The sequence below is a fragment of the Streptococcus sp. 53 genome (assembly GCF_013276565.1).
GTDB lineage: Bacteria > Bacillota > Bacilli > Lactobacillales > Streptococcaceae > Streptococcus.
The window spans coordinates 1-23,502 of sequence record NZ_VMLG01000027.1 but is presented as its reverse complement, the minus strand read 5'-3'; the positions used below and the strand labels follow the sequence as shown (position 1 = coordinate 23,502).

Annotated in this window: 17 protein-coding genes, 2 tRNA genes and 2 pseudogenes; all 21 read right to left on the bottom strand. The window is 38.4% G+C overall.

Translation table 11 applies throughout. The features are described from left to right. Positions 1-190 precede the first annotated feature (190 nt). A tRNA-Thr gene (locus HT722_RS08560) sits at positions 191-263 on the bottom strand. Between the two features lie 100 nt (positions 264-363). Further along, positions 364-1,149, bottom strand: coding sequence for an ABC transporter permease (locus HT722_RS08555; RefSeq protein ID WP_173278653.1), 786 nt, complete (start codon positions 1,147-1,149; stop codon positions 364-366). A gap of 1 nt (position 1,150) precedes the next feature. After that, positions 1,151-1,969, bottom strand: a complete 819-nt coding sequence (locus HT722_RS08550; RefSeq protein WP_173278652.1) for an ABC-2 family transporter protein — start codon at positions 1,967-1,969, stop codon at positions 1,151-1,153. A 1-nt stretch (position 1,970) separates the two neighbouring features. Continuing rightward, entirely contained in the window at positions 1,971-2,963 is a 993-nt protein-coding gene (locus HT722_RS08545; protein ID WP_173226527.1) for an ATP-binding cassette domain-containing protein, read from the bottom strand. A 712-nt stretch (positions 2,964-3,675) separates the two neighbouring features. Next, complete coding sequence (locus HT722_RS08540) at positions 3,676-4,062, bottom strand: DUF2513 domain-containing protein (protein ID WP_240146957.1); 387 nt, start codon at positions 4,060-4,062, stop codon at positions 3,676-3,678. 168 nt (positions 4,063-4,230) lie between these two features. Beyond that, entirely contained in the window at positions 4,231-5,970 is a 1,740-nt protein-coding gene (locus tag HT722_RS08535; RefSeq protein ID WP_173276876.1) for a DUF262 domain-containing protein, read from the bottom strand. Further along, positions 5,970-6,974 carry a restriction endonuclease subunit S gene (locus tag HT722_RS08530; RefSeq protein ID WP_173226531.1) on the bottom strand — a complete coding sequence of 335 codons (1,005 nt, stop codon included), beginning with the start codon at positions 6,972-6,974 and terminating at the stop codon, positions 5,970-5,972. The genes HT722_RS08535 and HT722_RS08530 overlap by 1 nt, the downstream gene beginning before the upstream one ends. Next, entirely contained in the window at positions 6,964-8,925 is a 1,962-nt protein-coding gene (locus HT722_RS08525) for an N-6 DNA methylase (RefSeq protein WP_173226533.1), read from the bottom strand. The genes HT722_RS08530 and HT722_RS08525 overlap by 11 nt, the downstream gene beginning before the upstream one ends. A gap of 75 nt (positions 8,926-9,000) precedes the next feature. Then, a pseudogene (locus HT722_RS08520) lies at positions 9,001-9,261 on the bottom strand (DUF5960 family protein). Continuing rightward, positions 9,254-9,616, bottom strand: coding sequence for a hypothetical protein (locus tag HT722_RS08515; protein WP_173227250.1), 363 nt, complete (start codon positions 9,614-9,616; stop codon positions 9,254-9,256). Before HT722_RS08515 ends, HT722_RS08520 begins: the two are co-directional and overlap by 8 nt. After that, positions 9,613-10,073, bottom strand: a pseudogene (locus HT722_RS08510) (DNA polymerase); the annotation flags it as partial. The pseudogene HT722_RS08510 and the gene HT722_RS08515, both read right to left, overlap by 4 nt. A gap of 187 nt (positions 10,074-10,260) precedes the next feature. Next, a complete protein-coding gene (locus tag HT722_RS08505; protein WP_001018997.1) occupies positions 10,261-11,142 on the bottom strand; it encodes a class II fructose-bisphosphate aldolase in 882 nt (293 codons plus the stop codon). A 140-nt stretch (positions 11,143-11,282) separates the two neighbouring features. After that, entirely contained in the window at positions 11,283-12,611 is a 1,329-nt protein-coding gene (gene vncS, locus HT722_RS08500; RefSeq protein ID WP_173278651.1) for a sensor histidine kinase VncS, read from the bottom strand. Further along, entirely contained in the window at positions 12,608-13,264 is a 657-nt protein-coding gene (gene vncR, locus HT722_RS08495; RefSeq protein WP_173278650.1) for a response regulator transcription factor VncR, read from the bottom strand. The genes vncS and vncR overlap by 4 nt, the downstream gene beginning before the upstream one ends. A gap of 164 nt (positions 13,265-13,428) precedes the next feature. Beyond that, positions 13,429-17,532 carry a hypothetical protein gene (locus HT722_RS10590; protein ID WP_240146955.1) on the bottom strand — a complete coding sequence of 1,368 codons (4,104 nt, stop codon included), beginning with the start codon at positions 17,530-17,532 and terminating at the stop codon, positions 13,429-13,431. 357 nt (positions 17,533-17,889) lie between these two features. After that, positions 17,890-19,269, bottom strand: coding sequence for an ABC transporter permease subunit Vex3 (gene vex3, locus HT722_RS08485; RefSeq protein ID WP_050253875.1), 1,380 nt, complete (start codon positions 19,267-19,269; stop codon positions 17,890-17,892). A 278-nt stretch (positions 19,270-19,547) separates the two neighbouring features. Next, positions 19,548-20,180, bottom strand: coding sequence for an ABC transporter ATP-binding subunit Vex2 (gene vex2 / locus HT722_RS08480; RefSeq protein ID WP_047499406.1), 633 nt, complete (start codon positions 20,178-20,180; stop codon positions 19,548-19,550). Positions 20,181-20,306: 126 nt separating this feature from the next. Further along, positions 20,307-21,584: an ABC transporter permease gene (locus tag HT722_RS08475; protein ID WP_173278649.1), complete on the bottom strand. Its 1,278-nt coding sequence runs from the start codon at positions 21,582-21,584 to the stop codon at positions 20,307-20,309. Between the two features lie 143 nt (positions 21,585-21,727). Next, positions 21,728-21,813: transfer RNA gene (locus HT722_RS08470), tRNA-Leu, on the bottom strand. 80 nt (positions 21,814-21,893) lie between these two features. Further along, the gene (locus tag HT722_RS08465) at positions 21,894-22,469 is read right to left on the bottom strand and encodes an isochorismatase family cysteine hydrolase (RefSeq protein ID WP_173278648.1); all 576 of its coding nucleotides are present in this window, start codon (positions 22,467-22,469) and stop codon (positions 21,894-21,896) included. Further along, positions 22,469-23,257, bottom strand: a complete 789-nt coding sequence (gene codY / locus HT722_RS08460) for a GTP-sensing pleiotropic transcriptional regulator CodY (protein WP_023940284.1) — start codon at positions 23,255-23,257, stop codon at positions 22,469-22,471. Before codY ends, HT722_RS08465 begins: the two co-directional genes overlap by 1 nt. Between the last annotated feature and the right edge of the window lie 245 nt (positions 23,258-23,502).

Below are 23,502 nucleotides of genomic sequence, written 5' to 3'. Positions count from 1 at the left end.
GTTGCAGATGGAAGCTGACTTTGTTTGAAGAGATTTTCGAAGAGTATGAATACTCACGTCCCTTACAAAAATCATTATAGCAGAGGTTAGTTTCAAGAACAAGTTCGTTTGCCTATCTGGTCGCTATATCGGTCTAAATGGTTGAATAGTTAAGATAAAAGAAAAGAAGCCCTAATGAGCTTCTTCACTTTGCCGATTGCAGGGATCGAACCTGTGACCTAGGCTTTACGAGTGCCTTGCTCTACCAACTGAGCTAAATCGGCGATTTCACTTACAGTATAGCACTCTGAGAATAGATGTCAAGAAATTTTCATCTCTATTAGAAAAAGCCTGTCCTAAGACAAGGCTTTGATATTCTATTATTTACGATCCAGCACTTTCATAAGAATCCAAGCCCCTGTCCCATAGTTTCAAGGAAATAGCAAAGAAGACTAGGGAAATCAACATCAAACCTCCGATGTTAAAGAACACATCCTTGTCCTGCAAGAAATAGCTGGCTGGATAGTAGGCTGTAAAGGCAAAAGGCACGATAAAACTAATCAACCATCGAAGAAGGGAATTGTAAATCGAAATCGGATACTTGGCAAAATCATTAAACATATAGAAAATGTAGATCATGGCGCCTGACTGCTTAGTCCAAAAGGCGATACTAGCTGTTGCGATTTTAAGAGAAGTATAAATCAAGGTCGCAAAAGGAATACAAACTAGGAAAAGCAGGAATTTTGGAAGAGTCCAAGCAATGCTGGTCACTGTTGTTCCCAATAAAATACCACCGACCAAGAGCTCGCCCAAGGCATCAATCTGAAAGGTCTCAACTAGGATGTGAAAGAGAGGATTGATAGGACGAGTCAAATACTTGTCAAACTCCCCTTTTCTCACCAGGCGTTGTCCTAGCGCCCAGAGATTATCAAAAAAGAGATGGTCCAACCCCTTAGGAATCAAGGAAAAGCCATAGATAAAGGCGATTTCTTGAAAAGTCCAGCCTTCTAGCGAGGGGATATGTTGAAAGATGACATTAAGAAACAAGAGATTCAAGCCTTGAGTCAAGAAAACTCCCAGCACACCAACCACAAAATCCACCTTGTATTCCATAATTTGTTTGATGTATTGTCTGATAAAAATCAGATGCATGCGTTGATATTTTTTCATACTAACCTCCCTGAATGGTAATAAAGGACTGGACTCGTTTCCAAATCAACTGAGACAAGCCCACCATCACTAAGAGCCAGAAGAACTGCAAAGCGAGCGCCTGAATCATCTGACTGGCATCGTATTTCCCAACGATAATCATGACTGGTGTGTAGATTAAGGATGAAAAAGGCAGGAAGGACAGAATATCTGAAACAACCTTTGGAAAGAAAGCCAAGGGAATCAAACTTCCAGACATAAAGGCCACTATGGAAGTCTTGAGTAGATTAGAGCCCCATAGATTTTTAAACACAAAGGCTGAAAAACCAAAACAGATATTGAAGAAAAAGTTAATCAGATAGGCCAGCGTTAAGCTAAAGAGGTAAAGGACAGTTAATCCCATCACTTCTACAATCCCTTGCCCAGATACGATTTTCATCAAAACAATGACACTTAAAAATGGAAGGCCAACGCTGATAAAAATCAACCACTTGGACCCAAGCTCGGTGAAAAGATAGGAGGCCGCAAAATGCACTGGTCGCAACAAGCGCATGATAATGGAACCATCCTTGACCTCCTCCCCAATCATAAAAGAGCTATCAGACCTGGTCAACAGATTGGTCACAAAACTCATAATGATGTAGAGGGTGATATCTGCCATACTGAAGCCCTGAATCAAAGACTCCTGCGAGGAATCAAAGACAGCCTTCCAGAGATAAAAGGCCACAAAAGCCCCCATAACATCGCCTATCCGATAAAGAATGAAGTTGACTCGATAGGTGATCAATTCCTGAACACCTGCATTTATAAAGGGTTTATAACGTCTCCACAATTTGACCATCTTAGAGCTCCTTTCGATAGAAGCGACGGATAATATCCTCAATATCCGTATCCACCATCTTCAAATCACGGACTTCAAAATCAGACAGTGTTTGCTTAATAATGTCAGCTGACTGGTAGCGGGAACTGTCAAATTCAATATTGAGGCTATTTCCTTGTCTATCAATTGTCATATCCGAAAAGCCTTCATAGTGAGAAAGGAGATGACTTTGACCTGGTAGCAGTTCAAAGGAGAGTGTCTTCATCTTACCAAAGGTCTCCTTGAGCTGGCTAACCGTTCCATCAAAAATTTCCTGCCCCTTATCAATCATAAAAATCCGATCACAAAGTTGCTCAATGTCGCTCAAGTCATGAGTGGTCAAGAGAATGGTTGTTTCTTCCTCCTGATTGATCTGAGTAATAGCCCGACGAATGTTATCCTTGACCGAAACATCCAAACCAATGGTCGGCTCATCTAAAAAGAGAACCTTGGGATTGTGAAGTAAGGAAGCCGCAATATCCGCCCGCATGCGCTGTCCCAGTGAAAGAGTCCGCACAGGGTCCTTGATAAAGTCCTTCAAATCCAAGACTTCATTCAAAAAATCCATGCGCTTATGAAAGAGCGAGTCTGGCACGTCGTAAATCTCCTTCAAGACCGTGTAGGTCTCTTGCAAGGCCAAATCCCACCATAGCTGGGTACGTTGTCCAAAAACAACCCCAATATCCTTGACATAATCTTGGCGATTATCCTGCGGAATCTTGCCGTTAATCCGACAAAATCCAGATGTCGGTTTCAAAATCCCGGTCAGCATTTTAATGGTTGTCGACTTCCCAGCACCATTTGCCCCGATGAAGCCTAAAATCTGCCCCTTTGGTACCTCAAAAGTCAAATCCTTGACTGCTTCAAAGGTCTGCTTTTCAGGATGAATAAAGGAGCGCAAAGCTCCCTTCAAACCAGGTTCCTTCACTGTCTTCACAAAATTTTTCTGAAGATGTTCCACTTCTATCATTGCCATATCTATCTCCCTATCGCAAGGAATAGAAAATCGTATTTTCAAACACAAGTATTCTAAATCCTTACTTTCTACACCTTCTACATTTTATTGCTACAGAAGGTTTTATACCAACCTATTATAGTCCAATAAAAACTAGAATGCAAGCGTTTGTCTACAGATTATGAAATTGAAAATTTTTCTCTTAAAGTGGTATTTGTATACTCAATGAAAATCAAAGAGCAAACTAGGAAGCTAGAGGCAGGTAGCTCAAAGCACAGCTTTGAGGTTGCAGATAAAGCTTACGTGGTTTGAATTTAATTTTCGAAGAGTATTAGTCCAAAATTCTGGCTTAATAGTCTCCTTAAAACACCAAAAAACCCACCCAATGGGCAGGTTTCAACTGTATTGTTCAGCTAGATTAAGCTTTACCTTCTGAACATAAAGCATTTATTTACTATACTTCCTAATACATTAAAAAGGCCCATATTTATACATTCATCCACCCACACTATATTTGGATAATACTCATTGTTCCCTTAAGTTCTTAAAAATATATGGCAAAATAGGGGACAAAATTTTAAGTTGAACTTGGCACAAATTATAAAATCTGATTTGATAAAGTTTTTGTTTAACAAATTCTAAAATAGATTTATATAAACATTTAAAAGACTTTGATTGCTTATTAATTTCAAAAAATTGAGTTACTTATAAAAATTTGGATAATTTATTATTCTTATAAAGATAAAGAATCATTTAAATATACACTTAGCTGATCATTTATAAGACTAGTTGCTATAGTTTTAATTACTTCCAAAGTCATAGGCAGGGCATTTTCTTTGATCCTATTCTTAGTCCTATTCCACATAGTATTTTCTCTTATTTTATCTAGAAAATCATGCCCCTCCCAAGTCAAAGCGCCAACACTAAAAAAATAGATTTTATCACTAGCATATGTGGGTTTATAACTTTTTATCAAACCTGCTTCAAACAACAAGTCACAATGGTAGGCTATTATCTCTATGTCATATCCGTCAATTTGTAAATGAGACAACGCAGTTGATTTATACTCATCCTCAATTTTAAAAAGTATCAAGCGACATAAATCCATATTTCTCTTCATCCAAATAAACCTCTACTCGGTGATATATAATTACAGTGTACAACTTATTAATAGAAGGGTCAAGTGATAAATCAGTGGATTTTACCATAATATATACCGTTCTTTTTTCCGAAAAATAAGTATTTTCCCGAAAAAAATATTAATTCTCTACATCCTCACTTATAAATCCTAAGTCAATAAACCTATTACTTTTTCATAGAAACATATCGCTAAATATCTTCCCCTACGATAAATAGCTTGTTCAGAAAAATTATCTATCTCCCATTCAATATCATTCTGTGCCCTATAACGATTATCAAAATTTCTATGTTCTTTATTGAGAAATTCTTTTATTTGTTGATAGCTCGAATTTTGATATTCTGTGATTTTTTTTGATAAATCACATTCTCCACTTAACCTAGTATTAATAATATCTTCAAGAACTACTAAATTTCCTATTTTGAATTGATACGCTTCAGGTTCATTACCCAATGATTTCTCAATAATATGTTCTATACTATATTCTGGTTCATCATAGACTCTATATGCCTCTCCTTGAGTAGGACGCCTCACTTCTAACCAATTATTTAACGTATAAATCGCATATCTAGAGTACATAATCTCTTCGTTTTTTCTATCGAAATAAACTCCATTACCTGCATATCTCAATTTTGAAAAGAAATCAATAAAGTCTTCCCTGCTAGGTAATTTTCTATTTAATTTATCTTTTAAAACAGCTATATCTGTTCTGATTTGCGCTGCTACTGAATTAGTTGCAAGTGTGGCCATTTTAGATGCAAACTCAGAATATGCTTCCTCAATTTCCTCATATGTATAGCTTATCCCTGGACGTGTCCAACCATCAATACGAGAAGCCATAGTATCTGGAGGTGGTGTAATAGCGCGTACAAATTCATACACTGAAAGTATTTCAAAGAGCCTAATTTTACTATCGAATGATATATCTACTATAGAAATGATTACATTATATATCTTGGAGGAGTTCGATATTTTTATCAGATACTCTAAGTTTCTTTTTATTCTATTCGGTGACCCAGTATTATCTAGAATAAGTTTAGAAATATTTTTTGCTGTATACAGTAACCCATCCAGTATTCTGAGGTAATCCGATTCATCTATCATGTCGCAAAAATTTTGATATAAATTTTCTGAACTAAAATTATACTTAACTTCAAACCACGCTGTGAAATATCTCGTAAAATTCATCTTACAAACTTCTAATTGCCTATGAATTTCATTCCACTTATCCAAGACAGAATCACCACCTGCGACACCCATGGTTCTTTCTGTCTTCTGAAAAATTTCGTATTTAATTAAATCAATATCTGTGAGCCTTATCCCTCTTGTGTTTAATCTACCAAATAGTAAATAACTCTCAACTTCGTCTTGTGAAGTAACTATAGAAAACTGAGTTTGCATTAAGAAATTAAAATACCGAGTCTTCATATGTTTTGATTCAGAAGCCAATTTTCGTTGGAAGAATCTAAATGCTCGATAAAAATTATTACCTCTTCGTTCATGAAGCTCCTTAGGAACTCCATTATCTTCCACATCAAATAAACTTTCCCAAACTCTATTTAACTCAGAATTTTTGAATTTTAAAGGAATTTTTCCATTATTATTAATTTTTTTCCCTAAACTGTGAATAAAAACAATGAAGGTTATTATTCTTTGTTGACCATCAACAACTTCGTAACTGCTTCCATTATCATAAATTAATATGTTTCCCCAATAATCTGTTGAATTTTTTCTTTCATATGCACGTAAAAAGTCATTGTAAAATTCTTCCCAGTTTTTTTCCTCCCACGAATACTCTCTCTGATATAGCGGCACTTCCAGAGTCTTACTATTTGTGAAGGAGGTTAGTAGTTCCTCAACCGTCTTTTGTGAACTTTCAATTAAAACCATTAATTTAATCTCCAGTTCTTTATAATTCTATTTTCGAGTCGCTTCATGTATTGTTCCATGAAAACAAAATCAGGTAAGCCATCTTTACTTGGTAACATTATTTTTCCAGCTTTATACCTTGATAAAGAATTTGCTCTACCATGATTAAAAACTTCCTTATATTTAGAAAGTAAAGTAACAATAAATAACTGATTGTATTTATTGGCTGGAAATTTTGCATATAGTACAAACACATGTGAATCAACTGCAAACTTAAATTCTTGATAGTAGGCTAATCCTGCTCCACCATCACCATCTTTATTCCAAGTTATCACATTTGATGATTTAATTTTTCGTGGTTCAGTTTCAACGAATCCCTTTAGACCATTTCCAAATTTTCTAGCAGAAATTAAAGGTAAGTTGCCTTTTGCCAAAGAATCCATGTTGCTTTCACTTCCTCTTTCTTTATTAACATCGAAATAGTCCGATATTAAAAACTCTCCCCACTCGACTTCGTCTAATTCTCTAAAATCTGATATTTTATGTTGTTCAGGAAACTTATAGGTGTCCTTAATTTGATTATATTTGATTTGAACATATTCTTCCATAAATGCCCAATCAGGCGTCCCGTAATTTGTAACAGGAAGCATAATTTTCTGCCTTTTAAAATTTCCTAGTCTATACTGTTTTCCATAACCAAATTGATTTGCATTATCAAAAACTGAAGTAATAAATAATTTACAGTTTTCTGAAATATCATCATTAATTAACACTAGAATATTATCATCTGCACTATAGGAATAATTACGGTAAAATGCATTTGCAAACATATCAATCGTGATTGTGTTTTTAGGAAAAATTTCCTGCTCACTATTTGCAATAAAACTAGCAATTCCACTGTTATGAAAACCTGCTGTTATAAATGGGCGCATTCCCGCAATACGACTACTTTCGACAAGACGTTTGCCACGTTTTACTTGGAATAACTCTGCGAGTCTAAACTCTTTCCATTTTCTATTCTTCATCCTGTACCTCTTCAAATAAATAGCCTCTACCATGGGTATACATATCAAATTGGAAACTCAGATAATCTGCAATTGTTTTTTCAAATTCCTCATCACTTGGAATTTCATCGTTAAAATAATAGAAACTATGTAACCATTCATCCTCTGCTTGGATTGTGGATTTTACCATAAACTCAGTCGTATAATCCTCCTCGTTACCATTGATTACATCAAAGAGGAAGCGTCTTTTCTCCTTGGCCGAATCGTCATCAATCAGACCTATGTGTTTTCTCACTACAAATCCATCATCTTCAAAATTTATAAACTTAACTTTTTTTCGTTCAATATCATGTGGTTTACCCGCCTCAAAAATTGCGATAACAGGATTAGTCCCCACACCATGGAAAGTATTTTTATTTACAGTAATTACCATATCTAAAGTATGTTTTTCAAGAATTCTTTTCTTATATTCCTTTTCTTCCTTAGATTTACCAACCATAGTTGATTGAGGGACAATCACCGCTAGTTTCCCCCCAGTTACCAGCATATCTAGCGCATGACGAATAAAATTAATTTCTGTTAGAGTTTTATCTGTTTTCCCTTGGGAATACGGGGGATTAAACAAGATTTTATTTACTCTCTGCTTTTGGATCTCTTCACCGGTAACAGAAAACATATCGTTTAACTGTAGATTACTTTTGCCATCCCCTCGTAAAATCATGTTCGTTGTCGCTACGGTGAACATCTTTTCCTGCAACTCTATCCCCAGTAGTTGATGCTGTTTAATATGTTTGATTTCGTCCTCATCTTTTGCTAGCTTAGTCATTCTATTCATTGCAGAAATCAAAAAAGCACCACTACCGCAAGCAGGATCCAATACATAATCAGTCGGTAACACATCAATTAATTCCGTCATAAGCGTCGTAATATGGTGAGGTGTCAAAACAATTCCAAGACCGTTCCCATCACTTCCACCATATTTCACAAACTCACCATAGAAATTACCCAAAATATCGTAATCTGTATTTTGTTTAAAGTGATGGATAACTTTATCTTGTAATTTTTTAGTAAAATAATGAAGCGGTGTAACTCCTAATGTCTCGTTTTTTTCATTCAGCCGGACATTCGTTTCTAAAAACGAGAACTTATTGAGAAGAATATTGACCTTGTCTTCTGGCAAAACACCTTCAGATGCAATGTAATCTTTAACTGCTTTTAGAATTCTCATTCCATCATTATCAATTACTGGTCTTGTTGTATCCTCTCTACCATCAGTTTTTCTAGGATACTTATTACCTGTTAATTTTTTGATATCAAAATCTTCTTCATTAAGGGCTAAAAGAATTGCAGAAATTACTGTTGCTTTATTCTCACCTTCGAGCGAAGCGTAGTTTCGTAAATCTTCATGTAATTCTTTTGAAACATTTTGCAATTCAAAAATACGTTTTTGCTCAATAGAATATTCTTCAAGTACATTTACTGAATACCATTCATTTATATTGTTTGGATGAAGTTCCTGAAGATCAGTTAACTTTGGAAGTTTTTTTTCAGTAATTCCTTCTTCAGTGATAGAAACTAATACAGGTTGAATGCTATGAAATTCCTCATCCCCAGTAATACCTATTGCGATTACTTCATCAAAAGAGCTTGTTTTCGTTACGATATGGTTTGCGTAGTGTACAGCACCATTTACAGCAAAACCTGACAATGATGGAATATCTTTAGCAATAGAACCATCCCCGGAAAGATTAATAAGTTTATCATTGTCCCTTTTATCTTCAATCACAATAAGGTAATCTGAGATCTGCATAACAAATTCAGGCTTTCCAATTCCAGATTTACCTTGTTTGCTAGCTCCTTTTAGCGCTTTAGCAATTTCTGGATGAGAAGAACCTTGCTCATCATAGCGGATACCAAATTTTTCTATCTCTCTTCTGACGTATTGGTCAGTTGCTGTTGCTTCGTTTGCCATATTTTTTCACTTCCTTAAGTTTATCATTTCCCATTATATCAAAGAAAGTAGCAANNTTGCTACTTTCTTTGATATTTATATACTTAATTTTCTTATTAATTGACTTTCACTAACTTCAAAATAAAAATAATGATCCCTGCCATCCTCGGCGTTCTCTTTATTCAACTTGAAGTAGTTTTTCTAATTCATTGCCATTGTTCTAAGGATGTCATCAACTAGAAAAGTTAATGGAACATCCATTGAAGAATACTTCTGGAAGTCTTCTTCAAATCGAATATAGTTGTCTGAAAAATAGTCCATCTGTAATTTATTCTCATAGAGTTCTTTTCTACTCATAGGTAACCTCTTCTAATAACTGTATGCTCAAGAAGTCTTCCACTTGAATCAATCGGTATCCTTCATAGGTCTTGATAGATACTTCTTTTGCTGAAATTTCTCTCACTTCACCAATCAAAGTTACTTTTTGAGTTTTTTGTTTGACTATAAAGCGACCCTTTAAATTCCCAACATAAACCTGAGAAAGTAACAATAATTTTTCTGTTCTGTTCAAGTCACTAGTTAGATCGACACGATATTTCTCTTCCCCTAGTGATGTGGTATGTTCAGATAAAAAGAAGCCCATCCACTTTTGCATACCTGAGTCTTGATATTCTCGGGCAGACTGATAGGGCAAATAGGAACGATCAATTATTTTAAACCATCTAGTCCACCAGCAGAATGACCTCCGATTAGTTTACTTCTAGCGATACTTCTTGATGCTGACTCAAGCGCATTGGCTTTTAAAAGTGAAGTGAACCCAAACTGATCTCGTATGCTGTCAATCGCTGATTGGAGCCTTTCTTCTTTTTCTATTTTTTCAACATCATCAAATAAAGAAACTAGTCCAAACAATTCATACACTAGACCCGAATAGTTGACGGCAACGTTCCTTACAGCACCTGAACTGTATTTCTGATGAAATAACTGTAAAACTACATTAGTTAGCGTGTCCGTATGATTAGTTGCTTCGTTCTTTTTTGTGTGTTGATTGATTTTTTATTTTCCTGTTTGGAATAGCCTACATGAATTGAGACAACAGTTGTTTTCTTACCTGATCGTCTAAGACGAATAGCGACCTGTTCTAACATTTTTCGAAGCAATTCAAAATCGTGTAGGACACACAAGAGGAAGTAGTGTTACAGATATCTATTTGCACGTTACACAAAAAACAAAAGAACTAATCATTCCTGTTTTAGATTCGTTAACTATATAAGTGTGGCAAATTTGTGGAAAAACAAAGAAAAAAGGTTTATCCAAATCAGATAAACCTTTTTATATCAAGCTTTTACAAGCTTCTTATGCTTTACCTTCTGAACCGAATACGTCGATACGTTCTTCAACTGATGCTTGGATAGCTTTTACACCGTCAGCCAAGAATTTACGTGGGTCGAAGAGTTTTTTCTTGTCGTATTCTGCTTCGTTTGCTTCGTAGTCACGAGCAAATTTACGAGTTGCGTTAGCGAATGCGATTTGGCATTCAGTGTTAACGTTAACTTTCGCAACACCAAGTTTGATAGCTGCTTGGATTTGCTCATCAGGAATACCTGAACCACCGTGCAATACGATTGGGAATCCTGGAAGAGCTTCTGTCAATTTTTGCAAGTGGTCAAGGTCAAGACCTTCCCAGTTTGCTGGGTAAGGACCGTGGATGTTACCGATACCAGCTGCCAAGAAGTCGATACCAGTTTCAACCATTGCTTTAGCATCTTCGATTGGAGCCAATTCACCTTTACCGATGATTCCGTCTTCTTCACCACCGATAGTACCAACTTCAGCTTCTACTGAGATACCTTTAGCGTGTGCTTTTTCAACAACGTCTTTAGCCAATTTAAGGTTTTCTTCAACTGGAAGGTGTGAACCGTCAAACATGATTGAAGTGTAACCAACTTCGATACACTCAAGTGCATCTTCGTAGTGACCGTGGTCAAGGTGGATAGCTACTGGTACAGTGATACCCATTGATTCAACAAGGTTAGCGATCAAGTTGCGAGCAACTTTGTAACCACCCATGTATTTAGCAGCACCCATTGAAGTTTGGATCAAAACTGGAGCTTTTTTAGCTTCTGCTGCGCGCAAGATAGCTTGAGTCCACTCAAGGTTGTTTGTGTTAAATCCACCAACTGCATAACCGTTGTCACGAGCTGCTTGGACAAATTTTTCTGCTGAAACGATTGCCATTTTATCAGGCCTCCTGTATATTTTTATGGGTCATCCCATTTACATTGTTCATTTTATCACTTTTTGACAAAAAAATCTAGTTTTTCCCGCAGTTTCGATTGAATTTCTTCTAGCTTCATCTATGTAAACCCTTTCTCTCCCTAGTCTTGGGCGACTTTTGGAAAAGCTATGAAGAAGGTTAAACGATTCTCCGCCATCTCGAAACGATAAGCTAATTTTTCATGTTCCAATAGACTCTTAACCACAAAGAGCCCCATCCCAGAACCCTTGGCCTTGCGACTAGCATTGTCAGAAAAAGACTGGGCTAGTTTTTCTTGTTCCTCTGAGCTACAGCTATTCTCGATAAAAAGTTCCCCTTCTCTCTCCCCGATGCGGACCAAGCCGCCTGGAACAGAGTGCTTGATAGCATTACTGATAAGGTTAGACAGAATCAATTTCATGACAGATGAGTTTAAATAGGCCTGCTGATGAGTCAAACTATTGTCTATCTGAAGCTCTCTTTCCTTGGCTAGCAAGGCATAATTCTTGACTAGACTTTGCGTCATCTGGAGGAGGTCAATTGTTTCCCTATCATCTCGCAATTCCTGCACAGACGAGAGAGAAAGTATCTGCAGAACATGGTGATTGAGTTCATCCACAATCCCCAAGGCAACTCCCAGATAGTGGTCTCTATCCTTATAACGCCCGATATTTTCTTTCATGTTTTCGATTAGGATTTTCAAACTAGCCAGCGGTGTTTTCAATTCATGAGAAGCTCCTCGTAGGAATTCGACCTTCATCTTTTCCAGCTGGAGAATGGCTTCATTCTTGTCATGCAAGTCCGCGATAACTGTCAAAAGATGTTGGTAGAGGCTATTGATTTGTTCCTTGAGATCACCAATCTCATCCTTAGAATCCACGCGCAATCGCACTTGGGCATCCAAGTCCATCATCCGACGGGTCACCCGCTTGATTTCCAAAATCGGGGCAACAATGGTCCGAGCATAGATATAGGCCACCAAAAGTGAAATCAGAAAGGATGCCAGCAGGGTATAGGGAAGAAACTGGAGACTGATTTGCTCTGCTTCCTTTTGCAAATCCATGGAAGCTAGAAACTGGAGAGTCATGGTGCCACCATCTTGCGTTTTCACCTCACGCTCCTCGATAAAAAGAGAGGTTGTCTGACGTTCCGTATCCAGAGGAAGGCTGTCCTTGACTTCTAACTTATCCTCTGTCATCTCTCCCTTGACAGCCCCCTTGATCTCACTAGTCTGGGAATACAGCTCTAACACTTGCTCGATACTCTGCCTGTCTTTCCCTTCTAGGGACTGGGCAATGGCTGTTGCCTTCTGACCAATGGTTTCCTGACTATGACTCAGATAAGTCGAAGGAAAAAGAAAATAAATAGCTAAATGAAGGCAGATAACCAGAATACTAAATATCGAGAAGGTATAGATAAATATTTTTGTAAATAAACCTGTTCGTTTCATTTTCGCTCCAATTTATAGCCAACATTGCGCACAGTGAGGATGCAGTCCAAGTCTAGCTTTTTCCGCAATTCCTTGATATAAACATCAATGACGCGGTCAAAGGGAACCTCATCAGTCGCTTTCCATACGGCATCGATTATCTGAGATCGGGTCAAGGCCCTTCCTTCATTTTTTACCAGATAGTCCAGAATTTCCAATTCTTTGGCATTGATAGCCACTTCTTGACCTGCTAGGCTTGCGCTGTAGCTTTCAAAGTTCACCTTAGCACCCTTATAAGAGAAAATTCGTCCCGTATCGTAGTAGCGCTTGAAAATCGCGTCTACCCTCACTTTTAAGAGGGAGAGGGAGAAGGGCTTTTCCAGATAGCCATCTGCCAGAGAGGCAAAGGCACTCATCTTGTATTCTTCATCCTGAAAAGCGGTCAACATCAAGACAGGAACCTGGCTGGTTTTGCGAATCTCAGCTAGGACTTCTAAGCCATTGAGCTTTGGCATCTGGATATCCAGTAAAACCAAGGCTACCTCATAGCTAGAAAATTGCTCTAAGGCTTCTTGCCCATCTGCAGCCTCAATGGTTTCATAACCACAATCTGTCAAATAGTCACTGATCCCCTCACGGATCATCTCTTCATCTTCTACAATTAAAATTTTCATACTTTAACTGCTCTCTATTTTTTATTTTTCTTAGAATAACTACCTACTCTATTTTCTATTATAGTCTCTTGCTGGCCTTTTGTCTTTAAACAACTGACCACTAGATAAAACAAAGAGAGCCTATCGCTCTCTCTGCTCACATTTCACTCTCTATAGAATGAAAATTATTTAGCTGCTTTTGAAAATGTTACAACGTAATTATAATCTTTCCCATTGTTTTTATAGAGATAGTCTTCTTTAACAGTATAACCACGTTTACGTAATTCCTCTTTCTTGGCATCAACTTGGTTCTTGACTGCTGCTTTTACTTCATCATCTGTTGAAGCAGCTGCGACTTCAATAGAAGTTTCATTGATAGCGCCTAGGAAACCTGCAATATCTTTCATTTGATCAAAGTTATAAAAAACATTTAATTTGACCTTTTGAGGAGCTGGCTGTTCTAAACTTCTACGATTTCTGCTAGCGCGTGGTTGAACTGCTGGAGCCATTCTGAAACCTGTAGTTCCTACTGGCTGTGTTTTGGATTCTTTTGTGAATTCTACAACATAATCATAGCTATCTCCACCCTCAACGATTTGATCCAAGTCTGTTGTGGACTTAACTGTAAAGCCTTGTTTTTTCAGTTTCTCAATTTGTGCTTTTGTTTTTTCTACAACAGCTTTTTTAATATCTTCTTTAGTTGCATTACCTGGTAAAGTTAAAAGATTATTTTCTCCTACTTCACCTAATGCTCCAGCTATATCTTTAAGAGCTGTTAAATTATAGTAGATATTTATTTTTTTAGTTTTATTAGATAAATCTCTTTTTACAACTTTTTTAGCTCTAACTTGAACTTTTGGTGCAATTCTGAAGCCTGTAGTTCCTGTAGTTTCCTTAGTGAAAGTTACTACGTAGTCATAATGAGTCGCGTCTGCTTGATCAATACCTACAAAATACTCATCAGAAATTTTGTATCCTTTGCTTTCAAGTTCTGCTTTTTTCTTATCTATTCTTGCTTTTAAAATAGATTTCAAAGCTTCACCAGATACCCCTTTTGGTATATCAACTTCATTTTTACCACCTAAATCATCAAAGAAGCCCGGAATATCCTTCATACCATCAAAATTATAATAAATAGAAACTTTATTTTGAGGTTCATTTACACTTCTAGGACGACGAGTTACTCGAGGTTGGTAAGTTCCTGCACTTCGGAAGCCTGAATTATCTGCTGTAGAATTGTCTGACGTTGCTGCAGGTTGTGTTTGTGATGACTCTCCAGATGAAGATGGCTGAGAAGATGGATTGCTAGAGGTTAGTGCGCTGTTTGCGACTGTACTATTTTCATCAATAGTTGTACCACCAGCATGGCTTTCAACAGGTCTGTTAAAATCAGTTTTTGGATATTCAACGTTTGGCACGTCGATAGTTCTTAAATCTTCTTCATATTTATCAACAACTTTCGCTTGTTCTTCAGAACTACTTGCTTTCTCCAGCTCTTTTGTTGCTTTTTCGGTAAAGCTATTTACTTTTTCTGTAGCAACTTCCTTATCTGCAGCTGATAAGGAACTATCCTTAATTTCTGAAAGTTTATTCTCCTTATGCGAACCTAAAGCTTCCAAATTTTCTTTTGTTGCTGTTTCATCAAGTTTTGAAGTATCTTTCTTACCTGATTCCTCAACGACTTCTGCTTCAGTTGATTCTCCTGTTGTGTCTGAAGTGCCTGCTTCTGCTGTTGCCCCTGCTTCTTCAGTTTCTTTCTTTTGGTCGTCAATCGCATCTTTATTACTATCTTTGGTATCTTCCTCTAAAGACTTCTCTGAAGCCTGATGTTCTACAGCTGGTTCATCAGCTTGAGGTTTTTCTTCTTTCGATTCGGATTCTGCATTAGCTACTTCTGTTCCTTCAGCTCCATTTGCTACTTCTTTTGGTGCTGAATCATCAGAATTAGATGTTGAAACTAGAGGTTGGTCTGTTCTCGTTTCTTCGCCTTCTGTATCTGAAACACTTGCTGTTGACTCAGTTGATTCTGAGTTTTCGGTCGAATCTTCAGTATTTTGTGAATTTGTTTCTGCGTTATTATCTTCTGTTACTGAAGTTGATGAATCTGTTCCTTCAGTTGTAGATTCTTTAGGTGTTGATTCTACATTTCCTTTTGGCTCTGTTGATTCTCCTGTTGTTGCTGGAGTCCCTTCTTCTCCTTCAGATCCACTTGTTGCTTCGGGTGTTACTTCATTTGCTGCTGGAGATACTACTTCTGTGCCTGCTGAACTTGATCCTGATGACTCTTCTGCTGTTGCACCTGGTGTAGATCCTTCTGAACCTGTCCCTGCTTCTACAGCTGGTTGCGTAGCTGTTGACTCAACTTCAGAGGCAGTTGATGAAGATTCAGTTGATGAACTTGAGTCAGCTGAATTACTTGTTGCACTTGATGAAGCCGTACTGTCTGTAGCCGGCTGTTCTTCTGCAACTGGTTTTTCTGATTTACTCTCGTTAGTATCCTCACTTGTAGAGGTTGTTGCTGTTTCCGTAGTTTCAGATGTTCCTGATTCTTCAGGTGTTAGGTTTCCTTCTGTTCCTGTTACTCCTGAAGTTGAATGCCCTTCTTTCGGAGCCGGATTTGATGTTTCATCCTTTGAATCTACTGGATTTGATGTATCTCCATTTTGATTAGTTGGTAGTTCATCATCTTTTGGCGCTGTTGCTTCAGTTTTTGGAGCTGAAGTTTCAGGTTGTTCTGCTACCGGACTTGATGACTCTGAATTGCCTGAATCATTTGTGGCATCTGTAGATGGAGTATTGGAAGGTTCTGCAGTTGTTTCAGAGTGACCTGCTTCTCCAGATGGCTGTGTAGTGGAATCGGGCTCGCCTGATGTGACCGATGACGAAGTTGAATCACTTGGTTTTGGAGCTGTTGAGTCACCTGTAGGAGTTTCAGATGGTGTTCCAGACTCTTCTGAATGATTAGCTGTTGATGGAGACGTAACTGAAGAACCTGATTCATCGTCTTTCGGTGCTGGTGTCGTTGACTCTTCTGCTTTTGGCACTGTTGCTTCGGTTTTCGGAGCTGAAATTCCTGGTTGTTCTGTAGTTTCACCATTTGAAGGAGTAGTGTCTGTTACCGTAGTTGATTCACCTAAATCAGTACTAGTTGTAGCACCTGTTGATGGATTATTTGATGTTTCGACGTTACCTTCTTCTCCTGCTGGCGCTGTTTCCTCAACTTTCGGAGTTACTCCTTCTGTTCCTTCAGCTCCATTTGCCGCTGATTCTGCTGTTCCTGTAGATGTTCCTTCAGTTGTTGACTCTGCTTCTTTAGGTTCAGTTGGTTTCGCTGCCTCTGACTCTGTTCCTTTTGGTTCAGATGATTCTGTTGGCGTTTCTACTTTCGGTGCTGGAGCTTCTGCATTTGGTTCAGCTGGTTTAGCTATCTCTGACTCTGTTACTTCTGGTTCCGTTACTTCTGTTGCACCCGGTTGTTCTTCTTTATTTTCCGGAGTTGTCGGTGCTTCTGTTTTTGGTTCAGCTGTTTCTGCTGGTTCTTCCGCTTTTGGTGCTGGAGTTGCTGGCTTCTCTTCTTTTGGCGCTGGTGTTGCTGGCTCTTCCGCTTTTGGTGCTGGTGTAGTCGCTGCGTCTTCTGCTTTTGGTGCTTCTGGAGCTTCTGTTTCTTCTTTAACTTCTGGGCTTGTCTCTGCTGATGTTTCTGAGGCAGGCTCTTCACCTGATTCTTCCGCTCTTTCCACTACTGGAGCTGATACAGGCTGATAGACTGGGCTATAGTTCACAGCCATTTTTTCAACTTTCTCAGTGACATCTGTTAATTCAAAGGTAACAGCTTTTGTCTCTTGGTCTTTCTTGAGCAAGACTTCGTAAGTGCGAACTTCGCCACTGGCACCACTTTCTTTGATGACAATCTTGTGTTTTGTGACTGTATCTGAAACCGTTTCAGCTTCAGTAAAGTACAATTCATTGTGTGGTAAGAATAAATTCTTGCCTGAAGCTTGATTCATTTCTTGGAGTACATCTACAGGGATATTGCTTGCTTCGCTGATAACACTTAATGTATCTCCCCACTTAATGACATACTTAAATAAATCACCTTCTTTTTGAAGATCAGCTTTCACTTCCTCAACTGTTCTGGCTACCCAGACACCATCTTGTTCACTGGCTGATACAGCTGGAGCTAAAAAGCCCAGACCTAGCAAAATCACACCTGTTGCAACAATTGCACCAGTTCTCAATTTTCTAAAACCACGGAGGGACAAGCTTCCTCTAACATTTGTTTGTCTCATAATGTTTATTTTTCCTCACTATTCTATATTTTCCAAGGTAGACCCTGCCTAGGTCTACTAGCCTATGTTTGCGATATGGATAGGCTTCTACAGATTTATCTATCTATTTTCAAGATAAGATTTCTATAGATTTTTATGCACAATTCCATATATAAGTTGCGAAACTCCTTTCTAATAAATTCCATAACCTTAGTATATCATATTTAAGTACTAAAGTACAAAGAAAGCAACTGAAAGCAATGATTTTCACCACTGCTTTCGGCTCTATTTTGTATTGTTAAATATCCATTCTCTATCCACCATTCTGGAATAGAAAAACAAGATGCTTTCTCTATTTCCAGACTAATTTTTTCAAATTTATTCACCATCCAGCAAAAGCTCTTTTGGTTGTTTTCTAAGGAGATTGCTTGAAGCAAGCGCCATAACGAGAACCACTAGAACTAAAGCAAGGACAAAGACGATGATAAAGTCTGATGTCTGAATGGAAATATCTAGGCTTGACAAGGTCTTGTTAAAGCCATCTACTTCTGCACCACCACCAAGGTTAGAGGCTTGAGCCGCCTTGCTAGCCTGTTTGGCAACACCTGAAGTCACATTGGCAAGGACAGTGTTTCCAATTGCACGGGCAGTGTAATTAGCTAAGAAGTAAGCAGAAACAAGAGCAGGAATGGCAATCAAGATGGATTCAGTGATGAATTGTCCCAAGATACTTGCCTGCTTGAGACCGATAGAGAGGAGAATTCCCACTTCCTTGCGACGGGCATTGATCCAAAGGCTGAGCAAGAGGGCAAGGAGAAGAACTGAGAAACTCAAGCTACCCCAGAAGAGGAGGTTGGCCATCTTGTACATACCAGAGATAGATTGCTCAAGAGCTGGGTAGTTAGACGAGCTCTTCACCAGTGTATAGCTCTTCCAGTTGATACCACTGATGCCATTCAACTCTTTCATAACATCATCCAAGTTCTTGTCCGCTGTTACAAAGAAGGTTGCGTCCCCATAAATAGCTGTGTCTTCTGTGTATCCATAAAGTTTAGCCGCCGTGTGAATGTCTGTGATGGCTGTGTTTTCGTAAAGCTCTTGTGAGTAAGTTACTGCCGACTTATTGTGGCCATCAAAGAGTCCCTTGATTGTCACTTCGACTGTTTCCTTGGCACCTTTTTCATTATCGGCATCGTAGATGTTGGAGTCTAGTTTGACCTTATCTCCTACTTTCCAGCCGTGTTTGGCTGCCAAGTCCTTGTGCAGGAGGATTTTGTCCTTGTCGTCGTTTGTTAGGTGCTCACCTTCGACCAGCTTATAAGAACCAGAGACAAACTTGTCTTCTTTAGAGGAGTCATTGACACCTGTAATCATCAAGCTACTTCCAAAATGTTTGGCACGGTCAGGTGTCAGATTTTTCTTGGTTTCTGGAGTTTCGATAAGTTCATAGCCAGTCAAATCTCCGATAGCGTTGATGCGTTTCACGTAAGACTCAATGGCCTTGTTTTCGGTGATTTTTTTGATATCCTCACCCTTGATATTCCCAGCGCCACGAGGTGTTCCTTGATTGACACGCCGATTGATTTGCATGGAGAAACTGTTGGTGATATTTTTAAAGGTCTCCTGAGAAGCTTTGGCAGTAGCTCCCTTGATCGACAAGCCGACCAAACTCAAGCTCGCCATGAGGAGAATAATCAGGAAGATGACAATCGATTTGAAAAACTTCCTTGTAACATAGGCAAATGCGTTGTGTAACATAGGTTCCCTTTCTAGATTTTATTCTATTTCAATGTCTTATAACTTATATAAATTATTTTTTTACTATTTCCCTTAGATTGTTCGGACGGGAGCAACTTCCTGTAGGAATTTCATCCCTAATTTTTGAGCCGTATGTCTCAAAAATTCCGGCCTAGATAATAACTTTGTTATTATCTAGGCTATCACTACTGCGGGAAATAGTTGTTAAAGACTCACTTCGTTTATTATTACGTATCTGGTTACCAACTAATACTATTTTAAAGTTTAATAACTAGATTCTATATTTCAGTCAGTTTCTTATCCTTCAACTCAAGTGTAATATCTGATGCTTGTGCCACTTCTTTGCTGTGGGTTACGACGATGACACATTTACCTGTTTTCTGGGCAAGTGATTTGAGCAGTTCGACAATATCTCCAGCAGTTTTAGGATCCAGATTTCCTGTTGGCTCATCCGCGAGAATAACTGGAGCTTCTGATACCAAACTACGAGCAATGGCAACACGTTGTTGTTGACCACCTGATAACTGGAGAACATTCCGCTTGATCTGACTTTCATCCAAACCAAGCTCAAGAAGTGTATCCTTGCTTGCCTTTTTGTTGACCAAGCGGATATTTTCCAGTGGAGAAAGATAATCTATCAAGTTATAATTTTGAAAAACCAAAGAAATATGGTGCATACGATGGTAGGAATAGCCCTTCTTACGAATGTCCTCTCCTTGAAAAAGGATAGAACCTTCAACAGGACTGTCTAAACCAGCCAGTAGGGACAAGAGTGTGGATTTTCCGGCTCCTGACTCACCAATAATACTGTAAAATTTCCCGGGTTCAAAATGATAATTGATCTGATATAAAACTGCCTCAGCAGTGTTCTTATAACGATAGGTAAGATCTTGTAATTGTAATAAAGTCATGATTTCTCCTTCTTATACTCAATGAAAATCAAAGAGCAAACTAGGAAGCTAGCTGCAGGTTGCTCAAAGCACTGCTTTGAGATTGCAGATAAGACTAACGCGGTTTGAAGAGATTTTCGAAGAGTATTAACTAATAGATGATAAAATTTCTTTCGGCGATTTTCTAAATAAAAATAGGAAACAAAGGGCTACAGATAAGCAACTAATCAATAACAGAAAGACATAGGATTCTGCAAAAGATAGGATGCTGGTTGATAAACTGCTTGCTTTAGCTAGCGTGTCTTGTAAGCTTGCCTGTTCTCCACTTGCTAGTAGTGTTTGGAGTAGGTAAGATGTGATGGCGTTTCCTGCAACAAATGCTGGAAGCAAGGCACCGAGAGATACCAAAACTACCTCCAAACAGAACTGTAGGAAGATCGAGCTCTTGCCTTTTCCAAGTGCCAGTAAAATTCCCACTTCGTAGACCCTTTCTCTCAACCAGAGAGACAAAACAAGAATTAAGGCTCCGGCTCCTGCTATCAACATTCCATAAAGGAAGATGGTCAGAAAGGTTTGGAAGGTTGCAACTGAGTCTTTGATTTGTTCAAAAGCCTTGTTTTCCTTTTCGACTTGATAGCCTTGATTTTCCAAGGACAAGTTTTCCACCTGCTCCATGAGTCCGTCCATTTCCTTAGGATTTTCTACATAGAAGCGGGCTGCAGTGACTTGAGGTTCACCATTACCCAAAAGAGTTTGGCTACTGTCATAGTCTGTAAAGACCTGATTTTCACTGAAGTCAGAAGACAAGCCTGTGAATTTTTCTTGTTTTTTACCAGAAAAGATACCAACAATTTCATACTCAACTGTTTGTCCTTTTCCAGATTCGGACTGACCAGCATCCAAGCTAATCTTGTCATGAAGCGAAAGACTATTCTTCTTAGCCAGCTCTTCGTGGATCAGAATTTTCTTGGAATCCCCTTTTTGAAGGTGTCGCCCTTCTTTTAGGTTGAAAGCCGAACTGGTAAAGGTCACATCCTTGGATGAATCCTCAAGAGCTATTAAGCTAACCAAGTTCTTGTCTGCAGCTGACAAATCATCACGCTCCACGCTCTGCTCGCCACTCACCGCTTCCTTGTCTTTTAGTTTTGCGACCGTCTCGAGTTCAGGAGAAACATTTTCCAGTCCCTTAATCTTGCTAATGGATGCTAGGTCTGACAACTTAAAAGTCTGTCCGTTTTCTATCTTTTTAATAGAAAAAGATGTATTGAGTGATTTGTAAAGATTGGTTTCCACCGTTTTGTTGGACTTCATCAGCGTCAAACAGGCTGAAATTCCGGCCAATAGGATCAATAAAATCAGAAATAAAATAAAACTTCTCAGTCGCTTTCTGCTGACATAAGCCCAAGCTCTTTGGATTGGATTCATTTGTCACCTCCATATTTGTAAGACTATTATAAAACCCAAATATGAAATGTTTATGAAATACGAAAAAAAGAGCAACAATTTTTTACTTTACGTAAAGTTAGATAAAAAAATAAAAGAGCTAGCCTAAGCTAACTCTTATCCTATGCGGAGAGAGGGACTTGAACCCTCACGACCTAAAGCGGTCACAGGATCCTTAGTCCTGCGCGTCTGCCAATTCCGCCATCCCCGCGTCGATTACTTTACTAGTATATCAACTTTTGGGATGCTTGTCAATACTTTTTTTCAATTTTTTTCATTTCATCAACCAAATTACTCTGAAATTTCATTTAGCTCTTCATCTACTAACTTAGCTCCAAGCGTATTTTTGAAATGACCTAGGGCAAATTGATGATTTTCAGGCCAGATGGAAGCAACAGCTGGTTGAACAATCTCGATATCATATCCTAGATTATAGGCATCGATAGCTGTATGCAGGACACAGATATCCGTCAAGACTCCTGTTAAGATAACTGTAGAAATTCGACGCTCTCTCAAACGGATATCTAAGTCAGTTCCTGAAAAAGCTGAGTAATGGCGTTTATCCATCCAAAAGACACGACTGTCTGAACCATGCTCTTGATAAAAGGTCCCCAAATCTCCGTATAAATTGCGTCCACTAGTCCCAATCAGATTATGAGGAGGAAATAGTTTGCTTTCTGGATGGAAACAATCGTTTTCTTCATGAGCATCGATGGTAAAGAAGATGTAATCTCCGCGTTCAAAAGCTAACCGAGTCACCTTACTAATGGCTTCCGAAATAGCTTGAGCTGGAGCACCTGCTGTCAATTTACCGCTATCAGCAACAAAATCTTCTGTATAATCAATCGAAATTAAAGCCTTAGTCATTAGTAATCTCTTTTCTTCACTTCTTCAAAAATATCTGAAATCAAGACCTTTAGGTAGGTTCCCTTCATTCCAAGTGAGCGACTTTCAATAATCCCCGCAGATTCAAGTTTACGCAGGGCATTGACAATCACAGAACGAGTGATTCCGATACGATCTGCAATCACTGACGCAGTCAACTGCCCTTCATTTCCATTTAACTCTCCTAAAATGGCTGAAACAGCACGGAGTTCAGAGTAAGAAAGGGTATTAACCGCCATAGTAACAGCAGTACGGCGACGGATATTTTTCTCATCTTCCTCACGCTGGAAGTTGAGAAGCTGAATTCCAACAACGGTACTGGCAATCTCAACAAGAATCAAGTCCTCGTCATCAAATTCTTTGTCATTGCGCCAAATAATTAAAGAACCAAGGCGAATCCCCGATACATGAATCGGTGCAATAGTCGTCAAACCATCTGGAAAGTCGTTCCGACTTTCCACAGGAAAAATACTTAAATCATGATCAACTGTCAGATTGGCTTCTGTATCGTAAATCATGTTCGCACCTTGAATGTAGTCATCCGGGAAAATTTTAGTTTGAAAGAATTGCTCTACACGATCTGTATTGGTTTTGTAACGCATAAAATAGCCAAGGAGACGTCCCTTGCTATTAACGATACAGGCGTTACAGTCAATAATATCTGCCAATTGACGGGTAATCGCATTGTAGGGAAGCTCTTCCTGCAACTGCTCGTCTGAGCGCTTCAGGATAGAAGTAATTTTTCTAGTTTTTTCTAATAAATGTGCCATTTTTCACCTCGAATTTAATCGCTATCATTATAACATAAACAGCTTGAATTTTCAATTATTATCTGAAAATTGCTTATTTAATTGCAATTTTTAAAAACCAGAATATTTTTAATTAAGTTGTTCCTTTTCTATTGACAATTTGCCTATTTTTTGTATATTATGACGTTATAAAATATAATATAATGATTTTATTTATACTCTTCGAAAATCTCTTCAAACCGCATCAACGTCGCCTTGCCGTACTC